Below are 18197 nucleotides of genomic sequence, written 5' to 3' on the forward strand. Positions count from 1 at the left end.
CTAAAATCAGGCGCAAATTCTATCGGCCGGCGCATTCCGCCCCGGCCCCGCACCTGCATGAACGCTTCCCCCCTCTCGTACAAGGATGCCGGCGTCGACATCGATGCCGGCGACGCGCTCGTCGAACGCATCAAGCCGCTGGCGAAAAAGACCCTCCGCGAGGGCGTGCTCGCGGGCATCGGCGGCTTCGGCGCGCTGTTCGAAGTGCCGAAGCGCTATCGCGAGCCGGTGCTGGTGAGCGGCACCGACGGCGTCGGCACCAAGCTGAAGCTGGCCTTCGAGTGGAACATGCACGACACCGTGGGCATCGACCTGGTCGCCATGAGCGTCAACGACGTCCTGGTGCAGGGCGCCGAGCCGCTGTTCTTCCTCGATTACTTCGCCTGCGGCAAGCTGGACGTGGACACGGCCGCGGCCGTGGTCGGCGGCATCGCGCGCGGCTGCGAGCTGGCAGGCTGCGCCCTGATCGGCGGCGAGACCGCGGAAATGCCCGGCATGTACCCGGCCGGCGAATACGACCTCGCGGGGTTCGCCGTGGGCGCGGTGGAGAAGTCCCTCATCCTGGCCGGCCAGGACGTGCGGGAAGGCGACCTCGTGCTGGGGCTCGCCTCCAGCGGCGTGCACTCCAACGGCTTCTCGCTGGTGCGCAAGTGCATCGAGCGCGCCGGCGCACAGGTGCCGGCCACCCTCGACGGCCGCCCCTTCCGCGAGGCGGTGATGGAGCCGACCCGCATCTACGTGAAGAACGTGCTGGCGGCGCTGCAGCAGCACCCGGCCGGCATCAAGGCACTGGCCCACATCACGGGCGGCGGCCTGCTGGAGAACATCCCGCGCGTGCTGCCGGAGGGCCTCGGCGCGCAGTTGCGCCCGGGCAGCTGGCCGCGCAGCGAGCTGTTCGCGTGGCTGCAGGCCACCGCCGGCATCGACGACCACGAGATGAACCGCACGTTCAACAACGGCATCGGCATGGTGGTGGTGGTAGCGCAGGCCGAAGCCGCCGGGGTCGCCGAGACGCTGCGCCGCGCCGGCGAGACCGTGCACGAGATCGGCCGCATCGCCCCGCGCGGCAGCGGAGCCGCCGTCACGCTCGCCTGACGCGATGCAGGCCGCGCGCCCCCGGCTCCCCGCGGGCATCTGGGCGCTCGGCTTCGTCAGCCTGCTGATGGACGTCTCCTCGGAGATGATCCACAGCCTGCTGCCCGTCTTCCTCGTCACCGGGCTGGGGGCCAGCACGCTCGCCGTCGGCCTCATCGAGGGCGCGGCGGAAGCCACGGCGCAGATCGTGAAGGTGTTCTCCGGCGTCTGGAGCGACTGGCTCGGGCGCCGCAAGCCGCTCGCGGTGCTGGGCTACGGGCTCGGCGCCGCCTCCAAGCCCCTCTTCGCGCTGGCCTCCAGCGCCGGCATGGTGCTGGGCGCCCGGCTGATCGACCGCGTGGGCAAGGGCATCCGCGGCGCCCCGCGCGACGCGCTGGTGGCCGACCTGGCGAGCCCGGAACAGCGCGGCGCCGCCTTCGGCCTGCGCCAGGCGCTCGACACCGTCGGCGCCTTCCTCGGCCCGCTGCTGGCGGTCGCCCTGATGCTGCTGTGGGCCAACGACTTCCGCGCGGTGTTCTGGGTGGCCGTGATCCCGGGCGTGCTGTCGGTGGCGATGCTGTGGTTCGGCGTGCGCGAGCCCGACCGGCCGCCCGCGGCGAAGCGCGTCAACCCGATCCGCCGCGAGAGCCTGCGCCAGCTCCCGGGCGCCTACTGGTGGGTGGTGGGCCTGGGCGCCGTGTTCACGCTGGCCCGCTTCAGCGAGGCCTTCTTGGTGCTGCGCGCGCAGCAGGGAGGGCTGCCCATCGCCTGGGCGCCGCTGGTCCTGATCGCGATGAATCTCGTGTATTCGATCGGCGCCTATCCCTTCGGCAAGCTCGCGGACACGATGTCGCACCGGGTGCTGCTGGCCATCGGGCTGGCGGTGCTGGTCGCAGCGGACCTGGCGCTGGCGGCCTCCGACCGGGGCGTGCTGCTGTGGACCGGCATCGCGCTGTGGGGCCTGCACATGGCCCTCACGCAGGGGCTGCTCGCCACGATGGTGGCCGACACGGCCCCGGCGGCGCTGCGCGGCACGGCCTTCGGCGTCTTCAACCTGGCCAGCGGCTTCGCCCTGCTGGTGGCCAGCGGCCTGGCCGGCTGGTTGTGGGAGCGCTTCGGCGCGGCCGCGACCTTCGGCGCCGGCGCGGTCCTCTGCGCTCTCGCTCTGGCCCTCATGGCCTCTCCCGGCCTTGCCCGCATCGGCCGTCCGGCCTGACGACGGCGCCGCGCATGGCGGAAGCCGCGGAAGCTTCCGCGGCCCGGTGGCAGACATTCTGAAACACCGGCTGGCCTGAACGGCGGCCGAGCGCGGACCGGCGGCGTTGGTCCGACGGTGCACTGACGGGCACCATCGGAACCACGGAAGAGGAGGTCCCATGCCGGTGGTCGCGGTGGTGAACCGCAAGGGAGGCAGCGGCAAGAGCACCTTCGCCGCCCATGTGGCGGCGTGGTGCGCCCGGCAGAAGCTCGCGGTGATGCTGGGCGACGTCGATCGCCAGCAGTCCAGCCGCGCCTGGCTGCGCCGGCGTGATCCGTCCCTGCCCGGCATCGCGCCCTGGGTGGTGGACCAGAAGAACGTGCTGCGCGTGCCGACCGGCATCACCCACGTGGTGCTCGATACGCCCGGGGGGCTGCACGGATTCGAGCTCGCGCGCATCGTCATGTTCGCCGACGCGATCGTGATCCCCGTGTGCCCCTCGCTGTTCGACCGCGAGTCCGCCGCCGCCTGCGTCGCCGAACTCAAGACCCTGCCCCGCGTCGCCAAGGGGCAGTGCCGCGTCGCCGCCGTCGCCATGCGCGTGGACGGGCGCACCAGCGGCGGCGAGGTGCTGAGGCCTGGGCCCGCGAGAACGGGGTGGAGATGATCGGCAAGCTGCGCGAGACGCAGCTGTACGTGAAGAGCCTGGAACGCGGGCTGACCCTGTTCGACGTCGCACCCTCGCAGGTCGCCACCGACCTCGCGCAGTGGGATCCGATCCTGGGCTGGCTCAAGCCGGCGCTGCTGCCGGCGGCGGCTCCGCCGGAGCCGCGGCGCGAACCGGTCCTGCCGGTGCGCCGGCCGTCCGTGCTCGGAGCGCGGCCGTTGCACCCCGGGATGCTCGCCCAACCCGGTTGAAGCGGCGCGGGCACCGTGCTACGGTGGCCGCCTCACTCTCCCCGAGGAGGCAGGCCATGGGCAGCACGCGCAGGTCCTTTCTGGCGGGTTCCGCCGGCACGCTTTCGGGGCTGATGTTCTGCGGCTGCGGGCTGCTGCACGCGCGCGGCGCCTGGGCGCAGGCGCAGCCGCCCGCCCCCGCGACCCCGCGGCGGCGATCGCGGGTGAAGGTCATCGACACCCACACCCATTGCTTCTTCCAGCAGGCGCTGGACATGATGGGCCCGGATGCGCGCAGCATCCTGCCCCCCGTGAAGGGCATCCCGGAGCACTTCATCGCGATCGACGAGCGGCTGCGGGCGATGGACGCGCAGGGCGTGGACATGCAGGTCCTGAGCATCAACCCGTTCTGGTACCGCAAGGACGTGGATACCGGGCGCGCCATCTGCAACCTGCACAACGAGAAGCTGGCGGAACTGTGCGCGCAGCGGCCCGCCCGGTTCGCCGCCTTCGCCTCGCTCGCACTGCAGAACCCGGAGATCGCGGCGCAGCAGCTCGAACAGGCGGTGCGCCGCTACCGGCTGCGCGGCGCCGCCATCGGCGCCAGCTTCGCCGGCCAGGACTTCTCGGACCCGAAATTCCATCCCGTGTGGGCCAAGGCGGAGGAGCTCGGCGCCGTGCTGTTCATCCACCCGCAAAGCACGCCGGAACTGGCCGGCCGCTTCCGCGGCAACGGCTGGCTCTCCAACGTGATCGGGAATCCGCTGGACACGACGATCGCGCTGAACAAGCTGATCTTCGAGGGGACGCTGGACCGGTTCCCGGGCCTGAAGATCCTGGCGGCGCACGGCGGCGGCTACTTCGGCTCCTACGCGGCGCGCTCGGACCACGCCTGCTACGTGTCGCCGACCAACTGCAACGCGGAGATCCGATTGAAGAAGAAGCCGAGCGAGTACCTGCGCCAGATCCACGTCGATTCGCTGGTGTTCACCGGGCCCGCGCTGCGCTTCCTGCTGGGCGAGGCGGGCGAGTCGCAGGTGGTGCTGGGCTCCGACTCGCCGATCCCGTGGAGCGAGCAGCCCGTGGACCACGTGCTGAACGCGGGACTGACGCCCGCGCAGCAGGATGCCGTGCTGGGATTGAACGCAGCCCGCCTGCTGGGGCTGGAAGCCTGAAGGCGCTTATTGCCGCGCGCGCCGCAGGCTGGCGACGCGGTCCGCGATGGCGTCGATGTCCAGCGCGTCCTGCGCGTGCACCAGGTAGGTCTCGAGGTCGTCGACGGCCAGCTCGGTGTGGCCCTGCTCCGCGTGGGCGAGGCCGCGGTCGCGGTATTCGGCCCAGGCGTCGGGCAGCAGCACGAGCAGGCGGTTCTGCACCGCGATCAGCCGCTGCCAGTCTTCCTGCGCGCGGTGGATCTCCTTCAGGTTGCGCAGCATGCGCGCGATGATGTCGCGCGGCGGCGCCGCCTGCAGGTACAGGCCGAGCGGGACCTCGAATTCGTCCACCAGGCCGCTGCGGCGCTTGTAGGGCTCCAGGCGCTCCGACAGTTCCTCGCGGGACAGCGATTGGCCGGTGAACGGATCGATCACGACCTGGCCCTTGGGCAGGTTGACCTTGACCATGAAGTGGCCGGGGAAGCACACGCCGCGCGCGTGCAGGCCGATGCCCTGCGCCAGTTCGATCCACAGCACCGCCAGCGAGATCTGGATGCCGCGGCGCGTGCGCAGCACCACGTTGAGGTAGCTGTTGTCCGGGTCGCAGTAGTCGTTGACGTTGCCGCCGAAACTGAGGTCGCGGAAGAAGAACTGGTTGAGCGTGCGCAGGCGCTGCAGGGCCGCCGCGTCGGCCGGGATGCGGCGCTTCAGGCGGGCGAGGAGCTGGTCCACGTCGCCCAGGACGGTCTGCAGGTCCAGGTCCGGGTATTCGTCCTGCGCGATGCTCGACGCGGCTTCCAGCAGGGGGAAGTGCTCGTCGCTCTGCACCAGCGTCCGGAAGTATTCCAGCGGCGAAGGCGCGGAGAGGGGCAGCGACGTCATGGTGTTCCGTTTTAATGGACGTGCCAGACCCCGTCAAGCGGACCCACGGGGCGGTGCCTCTTCAGTGCTTGACGAACTGGCGCAGCTTCAGGCCCGCCGCGATCAGGGCGCCGAAGTAAAGAACACCCGCGGCCGCGACCACGCCGGCCAGCATCCCGGCGCGCTTCAGCGGCTCGGCGCGCCAGGCCACCCAGGGGAAGTTGCCCGCCGCCCACATGAGGAACACGGCGAGCAGCGCGCTGGCGGCCAGCACCTGGAGGGCGAAGATCGGCCACCCCGCGCTGGGCTTGTAGCGGCCCCGGCGCAGCAGGCCGGCGAGCAGCAGGCCGGCGTTGACCAGGGCGCCGAGCCCGATCGACAGCGCCAGGCCCGCGTGCTTGAGCCACGGCACCAGCGCGAGGTTCAGCAGCTGCGTGACGACCAGCGCCGCGATCGCGATGCGCATCGGGGTCTTCATGTCGTGGCTCGCGTAATAGCCCGGCGCCAGCACCTTGATCGCGATCAGGCCCAGCAGGCCGCTGCCGTAGCCCGCCAGCGCGAACGCGACCTGGCCCACGTCGCTGTCCTTGAAGGCGCCGTAGTGGAACAGCGTGGCCACCAGCGGCGCGGAGAAGACCAGCAGGGCCACCGAACTCGGGATGGCGAGCAGCACGACCAGGCGCAGCCCCCAATCGAGCATGGCGGAGTAGCGCACCTCGTCTCCGCCCGCGCGCGCGGCCGCGAGCTGCGGCATCAGCACGACGCCCAGGGCCACGCCCAGCATGGCGGTCGGGAACTCCATCAGCCGGTCCGCGTTGTTGAGCCAGCTGACGCTGCCGGCGGCGAGATAGGAGGCGATCTGGGTGTTGATCAGCAGCGAGATCTGGGCCACGCTGACGCCCAGCAGCGCCGGCAGCATCAGCCGCAGGATCTCGCGCGTGGAGGGGTCGCGCCAGGAGGCCTTCATCCCCGACCACGCGAGGCCGAAGCGCGGCCACATGCCGAGGCGGCGCAGGGCCGGCACCTGGATGGCGAGCTGCAGCACGCCCCCCAGCATCACGCCCACGCATTGGGAGTAGATCGGCTCGATCCCCAGGCGGCGGAACCAGGGCGCCGCCAGCAGGATGGAGGCGATCAGGGTCAGGTTCAGCAGCACGGGCGAGGCCGCCGGCACCGCGAAGCGCTTCCAGGTGTTCAGGATCCCGCCCGCCAGGGCCACCAGCGACATGAAGCCGATGTAGGGGAACATCCAGCGCGTCATGAGGATGGCCGCGTCGTAGGCGTGCGGGTCCTTGCGCAGGCCGCTCGCCAGCGCCCAGACCAGCAGCGGCGCGCCGACCACGCCCAGCACGCACAGCAGCAGCAGCGTCCAGAGCAGGACGGTGGAGACGTGGTCCACCATGTGCTTGGCGCCGGCATCGCCTTCCTTGGTGCGGCACGAGGCCAGTACCGGGACGAAGGCCTGGCTGAACGCGCCCTCGCCGAAGACGCGCCGGAACAGGTTGGGGATGCGGAAGGCGACGTAGAACGCGTCCGTCAGCGCGCTCACGCCGAAAAAGGCGACGAACAGCATGTCGCGGCCGAGGCCGGTGACGCGGGAAGCGAGGGTGAGGGCGGAAACGGTGGAAGCGGCTTTGAACAGGCTCACCGGGGCGAGTATGCCCTGCGCTGGCGCGGCCATTCCCACCCCTGGCCGGGGAGATGCCCGCCGGTTATAATCGTCGGCTTTGCTGGCAACATCCTCAGACACGTAAGGAATATTTCATGGCATCCGCAAAACCCAAGAAGAAGAACCCCCGCCTGGCGTCGGGCCGCAAGCGCGCCCGCCAGGACGTCAAGCTCAACGCGGCGAACACCTCGCTGCGCTCCAAGTACCGTACCGCGGTGAAGAACGTCGAGAAGGCGGTCGCCGCGGGTGACAAGGCCAAGGCGACCGACCTGTTCGCCAAGGCGCAATCGATCGTGGACACGGTGGCCGACAAGGGCATCTTCCACAAGAACAAGGCCGCGCGCGACAAGAGCCGCCTGTCGGCCAAGGTCAAGGCCCTCCAGGCCGCGGCCGCCGCCTGACGATCCATCGTCAGGTCAGCCCGTGAGTCCCGCGACTCACGCCGTTTGATCCGGGTGCGCTGCCAGCAAAACGAAAAACCGCCTTCGGGCGGTTTTTTCGTTGGGGCACCTCTACGAGCATCAAACCAGACAGCCGAACGCAGAGGGCGCAAAAGGTACGCAGAGGACGCAGAAAAGCCCTTCGGCAGGAGTTTCTTCTGCGTTCTCTGCGTAGCCTCCGCGCCCTCTGCGTTCGGCTGTTTGGTTTGGCCGTTTGGTTTGGCTGTTCGATCTGGCGGCCCACCCTAGGCCGCTACGCCCGCTACGCCGCCTTGCGCTCTTCCCGCTGCGGCGCGACGCCTTCGCTGACCTTCAGCTCGTTGTCGCGGGCGAAGTTCATGACGAAGTCCCAGGCCATGGGCTCGTAGTCGCGCAGGGCGCGGTTGACGATCACGCACTTGATGCCGTCGATCACAGTCGGGATGCACCAGGGGGAGTAGTTCAGGTGGCTGCCGGGCTGCGCGCCGCCCGGGCGGAAGGAACTCATCACGCCGGCCAGCCGCTCGGCCCAGTCGCTGGGGCGGAACGTCTTGCCCTCGCGGGTCACACCCTGGATGAAGACTTCGGCGGCAGCGCTGGAAACCATGGGAGGGAGGGTCGGTTCTGGACGATGCAGGACACCCTGCTGCACCGCACAAGTATTATATCTTATATAAGAGTTGAGCCCCGGCGGACCTGCTGCATTGGACACCGCAAGCCTGTCACGGGGCTGTCTGGCCGCCCGGCGGTCGTGCATCGCTGCGATGCGGAATTCTCAAACAAAGCCGCGGGGGCGTGTGCCTACAATCGTGCTCCAACGGCTCACCTCTCGTTGAGCCGCTTTCGTTTCAGGAAACAGGAAGAGTCCATGGCTTACCTCGAGGCGGCATCGCCCCACACCATGAACACCTACGGCCGGCTGCCGATCGCGCTCGACCGCGGCGAAGGGGTGTACGTCTGGGACGTCAATGGCAAGCGCTACCTCGACGCGCTGGCGGGCATCGCGGTCAACACCCTCGGCCACAACCATCCCAAGCTGGTGCCGGCACTGCAGGAGCAGATCGGCAGGATCATCCACAGCTGCAACTACTACCACGTGCCCAACCAGGAGAAGCTGGCGGCCAAACTGGTCGAGTTGTCCGGGATGACCAACGTGTTCTTCGGCTCCACCGGGCTGGAGGCCAACGAGGCGGCGATCAAGCTCGCGCGCAAGTACGGGCACGACCGCGGCATCTCGCGGCCGCAGATCGTGGTGTACGAGAAGGCCTTCCACGGCCGCAGCATCGCCACGCTGTCGGCGACCGGCAACGACAAGGTGCAGAAGGGCTTCGAGCCGCTGGTGGAAGGCTTCATCCGCGTGCCGATGAACGACATCGCCGCGCTGCGCCAGGCGACCGACGGCAACGACAGCGTGGTCGCGGTCATGTTCGAGACCATCCAGGGCGAAGGCGGCATCAACCAGATGCGCATCGACTACCTGCAGAAGGTGCGCGAGCTGTGCGACCTCAAGGGCTGGCTGCTGATCATCGACGAGGTGCAGTGCGGCATGGGCCGCACCGGCAAGTGGTTCGCGCACCAGTGGGCCGGCATCGTGCCGGACGTGATGCCGCTGGCCAAGGGCCTGGGCTCGGGCGTGCCGATCGCCGCCGTCGTGGCCGGCCCGAAGGCGGCCGGGATCTTCCAGCCGGGCAACCACGGCACCACCTTCGGCGGCAACCCGCTGGCCATGCGCGCGGGCGTCGAGACCCTCCGCATCATGGAGGAGGACGACCTGCTGGAAAACGCCGCCCGCGTCGGCCAGCACCTCAAGGGCGCGCTGGCGCGCGAGCTCGGCGCGCTCAAGGGCGTGGTGGAGATCCGCGGCCAGGGCCTGATGCTCGGCGTGGAGCTGGACCGCAACTGCGGCGTGCTCACACAGCGCGCGGCCGAGGCCGGCCTGCTGATCAGCGTGACCGCGGACACCGTGGTGCGGCTGCTGCCGCCGCTGATCATGACCGAGGCGCAGGCGGACGACGTCGTGTCCATCCTGGCGCCGCTCGTGAAGAACTTCCTGGCGGAATGACGGCCATGGCCATCAAGCACTTCCTGCAGTTCAGCGACTTCTCCACCGAGGAGCACGAGTGGATCTTCCAGCGTGCCGCGGTCATCAAGCGCAAGTTCAAGAACTACGAGAAATACCACCCGCTGGCGGACCGCACGCTGGCGATGATCTTCGAGAAGGCCTCGACGCGCACGCGCGTGAGCTTCGAGGCCGGCATGTACCAGCTGGGCGGCTCGGTGGTGCACCTGACCACCGGCGACAGCCAGCTCGGTCGCGCCGAGCCGATCGAGGACAGCGCCAAGGTGATCAGCCGCATGGTGGACCTGGTGATGATCCGCACCTTCGGGCAGGACAAGATCGCGCGCTTCGCCGAGCACTCGCGCGTGCCGGTGATCAACGGCCTGACCAACGAGTTCCACCCCTGCCAGATCCTGGCGGACATCTTCACCTACATCGAGCACCGCGGCTCCATCAAGGGGCGCGTCGTGGCGTGGGTCGGCGACGGCAACAACATGGCCAACACCTGGCTGCAGGCGGCGGCGCTGCTGGGATTCACGGTGCACGTGAGCACGCCCAGCGGCTACGAGGTCGACCAGGCCGTGGCGGGCATCCGCAGCGGCGACAGCTTCAAGGTCTTCAAGGACCCGATGGAGGCCTGCCGCGGCGCCGACCTGGTGACCACCGACGTGTGGACCAGCATGGGCTTCGAGGCGGAGAACGAGCAGCGGCGCGAGGCCTTCGCCCACTGGTGCGTGGACACCGAGATGATGAAGGTCGCCAGGCCCGACGCGCTGTTCATGCACTGCCTGCCCGCGCACCGCGGCGAGGAAGTCGAAGCCGAGGTGATCGACGGCCCGCAGTCCGTGGTGTGGGACGAGGCGGAGAACCGGATGCACGTGCAGAAGGCGCTGATGGAGTACCTGCTGCTCGGCAAGGTCACGGACTGACCCTGTCCTGCCCCCTCCCCCCCGCTGGGGAGGGTAGAGGGATGGGGGCACGCCGGCGTCCCACCGCCTCCCCTGCGTGCCCCCTCCCAGCCTCCCCCCGAGGGGGAGGAGCAAACCTAGGCGGCGGGGCGACCGAAGCGCCCGCCTCCCGCCGGCGCCTCCACCTTCCCCAGCCGGATCAGCCGCTGCTCCACCGCGAAGCTGGTGCGCCCGAGTTCCTGCGCCACCTGCTTGAGCGGGATGCCGGCATCGAACGCGATCTCCAGCGCCGAGTCTTCCTGCGGCGACCAGCGTTTGCCGGCATTGGGCGGCGGCGCCGCACGCGGCCGGGCCTCCTCCGTTGCCGGGCCCTCCGGCGCCTCCTCCAGCGCCCGCGACACCGCGTGCAGCGCGCGGATCACCGGCGGCGCGTTGTAGGGGCTGTCTTCCGGCATGGCTTCGCCGGTGACGGGATGGATGCCCTGCGCCAGGGCATCGATAATCTGCCGCGCGATCTGCAGATCCATGCAGGCCTCCTGTAAGGGTCGTGGCGAACACTGTATTGGCATACAGCCCTACCGCAACGCGCCCGCCCTTCCTTGCGTTGACTCCTCCCGATGGCCGATCCCGAGCACCCCTGCCTGCGTTGCGGCGCCTGTTGCGCCGCCTTCCGCGTCGACTTCTCGGTCCACGAAATCGACGAGCACGGCGGCACCGTGCCCGCCGGCCTCGCGGTGGAGGTGACCGGCACCACCTGGCGCATGCGCGGCACCGACCACGTCCCGATCCGCTGCGCCGCGCTGGTGGGCAAGGTGGGCGAGCGCGCCTCCTGCGGCATCTACGAGTGGCGGCCCAACCCCTGCCGCGAACTGGAGCCCGGCAGCCACGCCTGCGACAAGGCCCGCGCCCGCCACGGCCTGCCGCCACTCGACCCGGAAACCCCGGCCACATAAGCCCCATCGGCCCTGAACACCACGCGCCCCGCCCCTTCCCCCCTCCGGGGGGAAGGCTGGGATGGGGGGCTCCTGATACCGTCGCAGACGAGGCATGCTTGCGACTACAGTCGCAAGCATGCCTCGTCTCTGGGACATTTCCCCGCCGGTGCGCGCGGGCTCGCCGGTGTTCCCCGGCGACACGCCCTACGCGCAGCAGTGGGCCGCCACGATCGCCCCGGGCTGCCCCGTCAACGTCAGCACGCTGACCCTGTCGCCGCACGTCGGCGCGCATGCCGACGCGCCGCTGCACTACGACCCGCAAGGGGCGGCCATCGGCACGCTGCCGCTCGATCCCTACCTGGGCCCCTGCCGCGTGATCCACGCGATCGCGCGGGGCCCGCTCGTCACTTGGGAGCACCTCGCGCATGCGGCGCAAGCCCTGCCCCCGCGCGTGCTGGTGCGCACCTACGCGCGCGCCCCGGTGGACCGCTGGGATCCGCAGCTCGCCGCCTTCGCGCCGGACACCATCGCCCGTCTGGCCGATGCCGGCGTCCTCCTGGTGGGCATCGACACCGCCAGCATCGACCCGGCCGAGAGCAAGGAACTCCCCAGCCACCAGGTGGTGCGCCGGCGCGGCCTGCGGGTGCTGGAGAACCTGGTGCTGGACGAGGTCCCCGAAGGCGACTACGAGCTGATCGCCCTGCCCTTGAAGCTGGTGACGGCCGATGCCTCGCCGGTGCGCGCCGTGCTGCGGGAGCTCGCATGACCACCTTGCAGGACTGCCGCGCCCTCGATGCGCAGGACCCGCTGCGCGGCCTGCGCGAGCTGTTCACGCTGCCCGAGGGCGTGATCTACCTCGATGGCAATTCGCTCGGCCCGCTGCCGAAGCACGCGCCGGAGCGGATCGCCCGCGCCGTGCGCCAGGAATGGGGCGAGGGACTGATCCGCTCCTGGAACACGGCCGGCTGGTTCGAGATGCCGCAGCGCCTCGGCGACCGCATCGCCCCGCTGGTCGGCGCCCGGCCCGGCGAGCTCGTCGCCACCGACAGCACCTCGATCAACCTGTTCAAGGTGCTGAGCGCCGCGCTGTCCATCGTGCAGGCCGATGCGCCGCAGCGCCGCACCGTGGTGAGCGAGCGCAGCAACTTCCCGACCGACCTCTACATCGCGGAGTCGCTGTGCCGCGAGCGCGGCTTCACGCTGCATCTGCTGGAGGCGGAGCAGCTCCCGGAGGCGCTCGATGAGGGCACCGCCGTGCTGATGCTCACGCACGTCAACTACCGCACCGGCGCCATGCACGACATGGCCGCGGTCACACGCGCGGCGCACGCTGCCGGCGCGCTGGTGGCCTGGGACCTCGCGCACAGCGCCGGCGCGGTGGAGGTCGACCTGCATGCGGCCGGGGCCGACTTCGCCGTCGGCTGCGGCTACAAGTACCTCAATGGCGGCCCCGGCGCCCCGGCCTTCGCCTGGGTGCACCCGCGGCACGCCGACCGCTTCTGGCAGCCGCTGGCCGGCTGGTGGGGCCATGCCGCGCCTTTCGCCTTCCATAGCGACTACCGGCCGGCGCCCGGCATCGCGCGCTACCTTTGCGGCACCCAGCCGGTGCTGAGCATGGTCGCGCTCGACTGCGGCCTCGACACCGTGCTGGCGGCGCAGCCCCTGGGCGGCATGGCGGCACTGCGCCGCAAGTCGCTGGCGCTGACCGACCTGTTCATCGCGCTGGTGCAGGAGCGCTGCGGCGGCCACGGCCTGGGCCTGGCCACGCCGCGCGAGCACGCGCGGCGCGGCTCGCAGGTCTGCCTCACGCGCGCGGAGGGCGCCTACGCCATCGTGCAGGCGCTGGTCGCGCGCGGGGTGATCGGCGACTTCCGCGCCGGCCGGCCGGACATCCTGCGCTTCGGCTTCACGCCGCTGTACCTGCGCTTCGAGGATGCCTGGAACGCGGTGGAGCACCTGCGCGAAGTACTGGAAAGCGGCGAATGGCAGCGGCCCGAATTCCACCGGCAGCAGGTGGTCACGTGAGCGCCGCACGGCCGCCCGAAGGCGCTCGCCCCCTCCGCTTGCGGAGGGGGGAGGAGGAGCACGCAGTGCGGAGCCTGGGGGAGGTTACCCGGTGAGCGATGAGATGAATTACGGCGACTACCTGCAGCTCGACGCGATCCTGCAGGCGCAGAAGCCGCTTTCGCCCGACCACAACGAGATGCTGTTCATCGTGCAGCACCAGACCAGCGAGCTCTGGATGAAGCTGATGCTGCACGAGCTGGCCGCGGCCAAGGCCCACATCGCGCGCGACGAGCTGCCGCCGGCGTTCAAGATGCTGGCGCGGGTGTCGCGCATCATGGAGCAGCTGGTGCACGCCTGGGACGTGCTGGCCACCATGACGCCGGCCGAATACAGCGCGATCCGCCCCTACCTCGCGACCTCCAGCGGCTTCCAGAGCTGGCAGTACCGCTGCATCGAATTCAACCTGGGCAACAAGAATCCGGCCATGCTGCGCCCGCACGAGGGGCACGCGCAGCGGCTCGCCGTGGTGCAGGCCGCCTTCGAGGCGCCTTCGCTCTACGACGAGGCGCTGCGCCTGCTGGCGCGCCGCGGCCTGCCGGTGCCGGCCTCGCACGTGGCGCGCGACTGGACGCAGCCTTACCAAGCCAGCCGCGAGGTGGAGCAGGCCTGGCTGGTGGTGTACCGCGCGCCGCAGGCGCACTGGGACCTGTACGAGCTGGGCGAGGAGCTGACGGACCTGGAGGACGCCTTCCGCCTCTGGCGCTTCCGCCATGTCACGACGGTGGAGCGCGTGATCGGCTTCAAGCGCGGCACCGGCGGCACCGGCGGCGTGCCCTACCTGCGCAAGATGCTGGACGTGGTGCTGTTCCCGGAGATCTGGCAGCTGCGCACGGACCTGTAGCCCCGCTCACCCCCCGTACAGCCACGGCTGGTCCAGCAAGCGCGTCCCCCCGACGGCCATCGCCGCATTGCGCGCCATGCGCAGCGGCCCGGTCGCGTGGAAGATCGTGCCGTTGCGCTGCGAGCGCCCCTGCACCCGCGCCACGCGCTCCCAGCGGTTGAGGGCATAGCGGCGCAGCGCGGTCGTCACTTCCACGGTGCGGTCGTCGGCCACCGAGAGCACCCGCTGCAGCTCGCGCGCGTCCTCGATGGCCATGCCCGCGCCCTGCGCCAGGTAGGGCCGCATCGGATGCGCGGCATCGCCCAGCAGCGCGACCCGTCCCCGCGCCATCGCCTCGGGCGAAGCCACCGGTGGCCGGTCGTGCAGCACCCAGAGGCGCCACGTGGGCATCGCCGCCACCCGCTCGCGCACCTCGCCGCACACGGGGCCGAGCGACGCCTCCAGCTGCGCCTGCGAGGCCGCGTGGTCCCAGTCGCGCGGATCGCCGGGTTGCGTGCCCTGCACCACGCACACCGCGTTGAGCCACTCGCCGCCCCGCAGCGGATAGGTCACCAGGTGCATGCGCGGGGCCAGCCAGACCGTGACTTCGTCGCTGCGCAGCGCCGCGGGCAGGTCCTGCTGGCGGGCGAGCCCGCGGTAGGCGAGATGGCCGGTGGGCTGCGGGCCGCCGTCGGTGACGACCGCGGCGCGCAACTGGCTCCACACGCCGTCGGCGGCCACCAGGGCATCGCCTTCCACCAGCTTGCCGCGCGTGGTGCGCAGCTGCACCACCTTGCCCGCTTGCTCCACGGCTTCCGCGCGCGAGCCGGGGTGGATCCGGGTGCCGGCTTCCTGTGCCGCGGCCAGCAGGGCCGATTGCAGGTCTGCGCGGTGCACCGTCAGGTAGGGCGCGCCATAGCGCCGGGCGATCGTGTCGCCCAGTTCCAGCACGCCGAGTTCGTCGCCGTCGCTGCCGTCGCGCACGCGCAGCCGCGGCGGCGCGACGACCTGCCGCGCCAACCCGCCCTGCAGCAGCTCCCACTCGCGCAGGATGCGCGTCACGTTCGGCCCGAGCTGGATGCCGGCGCCGACTTCGGAGAACGTTTCGGCCTGCTCGAATAGGCGCGCCTCCCAGCCGGCGCGCCGCGCCGCCAGCGCGGCGGCCAGCCCGCCGATGCCGCCACCGATGACGAGGAGTTCTTCGCTCACCCCGCGAGCAGCTGGCGCAGCACGTAGGGAAGGATGCCCCCGTGCCGGTAGTAGTCGGTCTCGATCGGGGTGTCGATCCGCAGCGTGAGCTTCACCTCGCGGCAGTCGCCGTCGGGCTGCCGGATGATCAGCGCGGCCTGGCTCTGCGGCTTCAGCTGCGGGTCGACCTCGATGTCCACCAGCTCCTCGCCGGTGAGCCCCAGCGACTGCCAGCTCATGTCGCCCTGGAACTGCAGCGGCAGCACGCCCATGCCCACCAGGTTGCTGCGGTGGATGCGCTCGAAGCTGCGCGCCACCACGGCCTTGATCCCCAGCAGCTGCGTGCCCTTGGCGGCCCAGTCGCGCGAGGAGCCGGTGCCGTATTCCTCGCCGGCGAAGATCACCGTGGGGCGGCCCTCGGCGATGTACTTCATCGCCGCGTCGTAGATGAACGTCTTCTCCGCGTTGCCCTGCGCATCGCGGTGGACCGTGAGGCCCCCCTCCTCGCGCGAGCCGTCCGGGCCCGGCGGCAGCATCAGGTTCCTGATGCGCACGTTGGCGAAGGTGCCGCGCATCATCACCTCGTGGTTGCCGCGGCGCGAGCCGTAGCTGTTGAAGTCGGTCTTCTTCACCCCGTGCTCCACCAGCCAGCGTCCGGCCGGCGAGTTCTCCTTGATGGAGCCGGCGGGCGAGATGTGGTCGGTGGTGATCGAGTCGCCGAACAGCGCCATGATGCGCGCATCGCGGATCGCCACCGGCGCCGCGGTGCCGGCCGCGGCGGCCGCTTCAGCCGCCGCGGGCACTTCCAGGCCGAAGCCCTCGAAGAAGGGCGGCTCGGCGATGTAGGTGCTCTCCGGCCAGTCGTAGGTGTCGCCCGAGACACCCTGGATGGCTTCCCACAGCTTGCCCGGCTCGCTCTTCACCTTGCCGTAGCTCGCGCGGAAGCCCTTGGGGTTCATCGCGAACTTCATCAGCTTGTGGATCTCGTCGCTGGACGGCCAGATGTCGCCCAGCCACACGTCCTTGCCGTCCTTGCCCTGTCCCACCGGCTCGGTCATCAGGTCGCGCAGCATGGTGCCGGCGAGCGCGTAGGCGACCACCAGCGGCGGGCTGGCCAGGAAGTTGGCCTTGATGTTCGGATGGATGCGCGCCTCGAAGTTGCGGTTGCCCGAAAGCACCGCCGCGCACACCAGGTCGCTCTGCGCGATGGCGTCGTTGATCTCGGGCGTGAGGTCGCCGGAGTTGCCGATGCAAGTGGTGCAGCCGTAGCCCGCGACCGTGAAGCCCAGCTCCTCGAGATAGGGCAGCAGCTTCGCATCCGTCAGGTACTCGGTGACCATGCGCGAGCCGGGGGCCAGCGAGGTCTTGATGTGCGGCTGGACTTTCAGCCCCTTCTCCACCGCCTTCTTCGCCAGCAGGCCGGCGGCCAGCAGGACGCCGGGGTTCGAGGTGTTGGTGCAACTGGTGATCGCGGCAATCAGCACGTCGCCGTTGCCGATGGTGACGTCGTGCACTTCCACCGGCGGCACCGACTTGGCGTGCGCCGCCGAAGGTGTCGGCTTGTTGGCCTCCATCTCCACCTCGGACTGCTGCGCCGCGACCGCCATGGGCGGGTTGTCGGTCCTGCGGTCATCGGCGGTGTCGGGCTTGTCGACCAGGTGCCGCGTGAGCAGCATCTCCTGCGGCTTGTTGAAGCCGTTCTCGGACACCGGCTTCGAGAACAGCGACTTGAAGGTGGCGGCCACCTGGCCGATCTCGATACGGTCCTGCGGGCGCTTGGGCCCGGACAGGCTGGGCACGACGTCGCCCAGGTCCAGCCGCACCACGGTGGAATAGTCGATCTCGCCCGGCATCGGCACGCCGAACAGCCCCTGGGCCTTGAAGTAGGCCTCCAGCATCTTCACCTGCTCCTTGCTGCGGCCGGTGCCCTCGAAGTAGTCCAGGGTGCGCTCGTCCACCGGGAAGAAGCCCATGGTGGCGCCGTACTCCGGCGCCATGTTGGCGATGGTGGCGCGGTCCGGCACCGCCAGGCTGCGCGTGCCCTCGCCGAAGAACTCGACGAACTTGCCCACCACCTTGTGCTTGCGCAGGAGCTCGGTGATGGTCAGTACCGCGTCCGTGGCCGTGCAGCCCTCGCGCAGCCGGCCGGACAGCTCGAAACCGACCACGTCGGGGGTGAGGAAGTAGACCGGCTGGCCCAGCATCGCGGCCTCGCCCTCGATGCCGCCCACGCCCCAGCCCACCACGCCGACGCCGTTGATCATGGTCGTGTGGCTGTCGGTACCCACGAGCGAATCGAAGTAGCAGACGCCGTCCTCGCCCTGGTGGATGCCACGCGCCAGGTACTCCAGGTTGACCTGGTGCACGATGCCGAAGCCCGGCGGCACGACGCGGAAGGTGTCGAAGGCCTGCATGCCCCACTTCATGAACTGGTAGCGCTCCTTGTTGCGGGAGAACTCCAGCCGCATGTTGAGGTCGAGCGCGTCGCGCGTGCCGTAGTGGTCGATCATGACGGAGTGGTCCACCACCAGGTCGACCGGCACCAGCGGCTCGATCCGGCCCACATCCTTGCCCAGCCGCTGCGCGGCGCTGCGCATCGCGGCCAGGTCGGCCAGCAGCGGCACGCCGGTGAAGTCCTGCAGCACCACGCGCGCGACGGTGAACGGGATCTCCGTCGTCCGCTCGGCATTGGGCTGCCAGTTCGCCACCTGCCCGACGTGCTCGGCCGTGACCTTTCGGCCGTCGCAGTTGCGCAGCACCGACTCGAGCACGATGCGCATCGAGACGGGCAGCCGTTTCACATTGGGGAAATATCCGGCCAGCGCGGGGAGCGAGTAGAACTTTCCCTCCAGCCCGCGGCCGGCCTTGAAGCCCTGGAGTGTTTCGGGGAACGCGTGCGCCATTCTCTTCACCTCTCGTTGTTGCTTTGCGGCATTGTGCCGCCAGAA

At 70.3% G+C, this 18197-nt stretch carries 18 protein-coding genes; 12 read left to right on the forward strand and 6 right to left on the reverse strand.

The window, feature by feature from the left end:
- Positions 1-57: 57 nt before the first annotated feature.
- From purM to JJ685_RS24650, 5 genes are all read left to right on the forward strand, one after another.
- A complete protein-coding gene (gene purM, locus JJ685_RS24635) occupies positions 58-1095 on the forward strand; it encodes a phosphoribosylformylglycinamidine cyclo-ligase (protein WP_201677023.1) in 1038 nt (345 codons plus the stop codon).
- A gap of 4 nt (positions 1096-1099) precedes the next feature.
- The gene (locus JJ685_RS24640) at positions 1100-2290 is read left to right on the forward strand and encodes an MFS transporter (protein WP_201677024.1); all 1191 of its coding nucleotides are present in this window, start codon (positions 1100-1102) and stop codon (positions 2288-2290) included.
- A 160-nt stretch (positions 2291-2450) separates the two neighbouring features.
- Positions 2451-2939 (forward strand): ParA family protein, encoded by a 489-nt coding sequence (locus JJ685_RS24645; protein ID WP_236599255.1) that lies wholly within the window; start codon positions 2451-2453, stop codon positions 2937-2939.
- Positions 2930-3190, forward strand: coding sequence for a hypothetical protein (locus JJ685_RS29945; RefSeq protein WP_236599256.1), 261 nt, complete (start codon positions 2930-2932; stop codon positions 3188-3190). The genes JJ685_RS24645 and JJ685_RS29945 overlap by 10 nt, the downstream gene beginning before the upstream one ends.
- A gap of 56 nt (positions 3191-3246) precedes the next feature.
- A complete protein-coding gene (locus JJ685_RS24650) occupies positions 3247-4344 on the forward strand; it encodes an amidohydrolase family protein (RefSeq protein WP_201677025.1) in 1098 nt (365 codons plus the stop codon).
- Positions 4345-4350: 6 nt separating this feature from the next.
- Here the strand turns inward: JJ685_RS24650 and JJ685_RS24655 are convergent, their stop codons facing one another.
- Both JJ685_RS24655 and murJ read right to left on the reverse strand, forming a co-directional pair.
- Positions 4351-5205, reverse strand: a complete 855-nt coding sequence (locus JJ685_RS24655) for a SirB1 family protein (protein WP_201677026.1) — start codon at positions 5203-5205, stop codon at positions 4351-4353.
- Between the two features lie 61 nt (positions 5206-5266).
- Entirely contained in the window at positions 5267-6832 is a 1566-nt protein-coding gene (gene murJ / locus JJ685_RS24660) for a murein biosynthesis integral membrane protein MurJ (protein WP_201677027.1), read from the reverse strand.
- A 116-nt stretch (positions 6833-6948) separates the two neighbouring features.
- On the opposite strand from murJ, the gene rpsT reads away from it, so the two are divergent.
- On the forward strand, positions 6949-7254 hold the full coding sequence (gene rpsT, locus JJ685_RS24665; RefSeq protein ID WP_201677028.1) for a 30S ribosomal protein S20: 306 nt from the start codon (positions 6949-6951) through the stop codon (positions 7252-7254).
- A gap of 301 nt (positions 7255-7555) precedes the next feature.
- Here rpsT and JJ685_RS24670 read toward each other — a convergent pair whose 3' ends face one another.
- Entirely contained in the window at positions 7556-7879 is a 324-nt protein-coding gene (locus tag JJ685_RS24670; RefSeq protein ID WP_201677029.1) for a DUF3579 domain-containing protein, read from the reverse strand.
- Between the two features lie 261 nt (positions 7880-8140).
- Here JJ685_RS24670 and JJ685_RS24675 point away from each other — a divergent pair, with 261 nt between their 5' ends.
- Both JJ685_RS24675 and argF read left to right on the forward strand, forming a co-directional pair.
- Entirely contained in the window at positions 8141-9334 is a 1194-nt protein-coding gene (locus JJ685_RS24675; protein WP_201677030.1) for an aspartate aminotransferase family protein, read from the forward strand.
- Positions 9335-9339: 5 nt separating this feature from the next.
- The gene (gene argF, locus JJ685_RS24680; protein WP_408015495.1) at positions 9340-10260 is read left to right on the forward strand and encodes an ornithine carbamoyltransferase; all 921 of its coding nucleotides are present in this window, start codon (positions 9340-9342) and stop codon (positions 10258-10260) included.
- A 116-nt stretch (positions 10261-10376) separates the two neighbouring features.
- On the opposite strand, the gene JJ685_RS24685 is transcribed toward argF, so the two are convergent.
- Complete coding sequence (locus JJ685_RS24685; RefSeq protein ID WP_201677032.1) at positions 10377-10766, reverse strand: hypothetical protein; 390 nt, start codon at positions 10764-10766, stop codon at positions 10377-10379.
- Between the two features lie 90 nt (positions 10767-10856).
- Here JJ685_RS24685 and JJ685_RS24690 point away from each other — a divergent pair, with 90 nt between their 5' ends.
- The 4 genes from JJ685_RS24690 (at position 10857) to kynA (ending at position 14082) form a co-directional block, all read left to right on the forward strand.
- Complete coding sequence (locus JJ685_RS24690; RefSeq protein WP_201677033.1) at positions 10857-11192, forward strand: YkgJ family cysteine cluster protein; 336 nt, start codon at positions 10857-10859, stop codon at positions 11190-11192.
- A gap of 118 nt (positions 11193-11310) precedes the next feature.
- Positions 11311-11940 carry an arylformamidase gene (kynB, locus tag JJ685_RS24695; RefSeq protein ID WP_201677034.1) on the forward strand — a complete coding sequence of 210 codons (630 nt, stop codon included), beginning with the start codon at positions 11311-11313 and terminating at the stop codon, positions 11938-11940.
- Positions 11937-13199, forward strand: a complete 1263-nt coding sequence (kynU, locus tag JJ685_RS24700) for a kynureninase (RefSeq protein ID WP_201677035.1) — start codon at positions 11937-11939, stop codon at positions 13197-13199. The genes kynB and kynU overlap by 4 nt, the downstream gene beginning before the upstream one ends.
- Positions 13200-13302: 103 nt before the next feature.
- The gene (kynA, locus tag JJ685_RS24705; RefSeq protein ID WP_201677263.1) at positions 13303-14082 is read left to right on the forward strand and encodes a tryptophan 2,3-dioxygenase; all 780 of its coding nucleotides are present in this window, start codon (positions 13303-13305) and stop codon (positions 14080-14082) included.
- Positions 14083-14088: 6 nt separating this feature from the next.
- Here kynA and JJ685_RS24710 read toward each other — a convergent pair whose 3' ends face one another.
- The gene (locus JJ685_RS24710) at positions 14089-15270 is read right to left on the reverse strand and encodes an FAD-dependent oxidoreductase (protein ID WP_201677036.1); all 1182 of its coding nucleotides are present in this window, start codon (positions 15268-15270) and stop codon (positions 14089-14091) included.
- Positions 15267-18152, reverse strand: a complete 2886-nt coding sequence (locus JJ685_RS24715) for an aconitate hydratase (protein WP_201677037.1) — start codon at positions 18150-18152, stop codon at positions 15267-15269. The genes JJ685_RS24710 and JJ685_RS24715 overlap by 4 nt, the downstream gene beginning before the upstream one ends.
- Between the last annotated feature and the right edge of the window lie 45 nt (positions 18153-18197).

The organism is Ramlibacter monticola (assembly GCF_016722785.1).
GTDB lineage: Bacteria > Pseudomonadota > Gammaproteobacteria > Burkholderiales > Burkholderiaceae_C > Ramlibacter > Ramlibacter monticola.

Bases quoted from the DNA above. Each gene is read 5' to 3' on its own strand.
- rpsT (WP_201677028.1), top strand. From the start codon at position 6,949: ATGGCATCCGCAAAACCCAAGAAGAAGAACCCCCGCCTGGCGTCGGGC.
- kynU (WP_201677035.1), top strand. From the start codon at position 11,937: ATGACCACCTTGCAGGACTGCCGCGCCCTCGATGCGCAGGACCCGCTG.
- purM (WP_201677023.1), top strand. From the start codon at position 58: ATGAACGCTTCCCCCCTCTCGTACAAGGATGCCGGCGTCGACATCGAT.
- JJ685_RS24655 (WP_201677026.1), bottom strand. From the start codon at position 5,205: ATGACGTCGCTGCCCCTCTCCGCGCCTTCGCCGCTGGAATACTTCCGG.
- JJ685_RS24670 (WP_201677029.1), bottom strand. From the start codon at position 7,879: ATGGTTTCCAGCGCTGCCGCCGAAGTCTTCATCCAGGGTGTGACCCGC.
- JJ685_RS24640 (WP_201677024.1), top strand. From the start codon at position 1,100: ATGCAGGCCGCGCGCCCCCGGCTCCCCGCGGGCATCTGGGCGCTCGGC.
- JJ685_RS24650 (WP_201677025.1), top strand. From the start codon at position 3,247: ATGGGCAGCACGCGCAGGTCCTTTCTGGCGGGTTCCGCCGGCACGCTT.
- JJ685_RS24645 (WP_236599255.1), top strand. From the start codon at position 2,451: ATGCCGGTGGTCGCGGTGGTGAACCGCAAGGGAGGCAGCGGCAAGAGC.
- kynB (WP_201677034.1), top strand. From the start codon at position 11,311: ATGCCTCGTCTCTGGGACATTTCCCCGCCGGTGCGCGCGGGCTCGCCG.
- JJ685_RS24685 (WP_201677032.1), bottom strand. From the start codon at position 10,766: ATGGATCTGCAGATCGCGCGGCAGATTATCGATGCCCTGGCGCAGGGC.
- kynA (WP_201677263.1), top strand. From the start codon at position 13,303: ATGAATTACGGCGACTACCTGCAGCTCGACGCGATCCTGCAGGCGCAG.
- JJ685_RS24715 (WP_201677037.1), bottom strand. From the start codon at position 18,152: ATGGCGCACGCGTTCCCCGAAACACTCCAGGGCTTCAAGGCCGGCCGC.
- JJ685_RS24675 (WP_201677030.1), top strand. From the start codon at position 8,141: ATGGCTTACCTCGAGGCGGCATCGCCCCACACCATGAACACCTACGGC.
- JJ685_RS24690 (WP_201677033.1), top strand. From the start codon at position 10,857: ATGGCCGATCCCGAGCACCCCTGCCTGCGTTGCGGCGCCTGTTGCGCC.
- argF (WP_408015495.1), top strand. From the start codon at position 9,340: ATGGCCATCAAGCACTTCCTGCAGTTCAGCGACTTCTCCACCGAGGAG.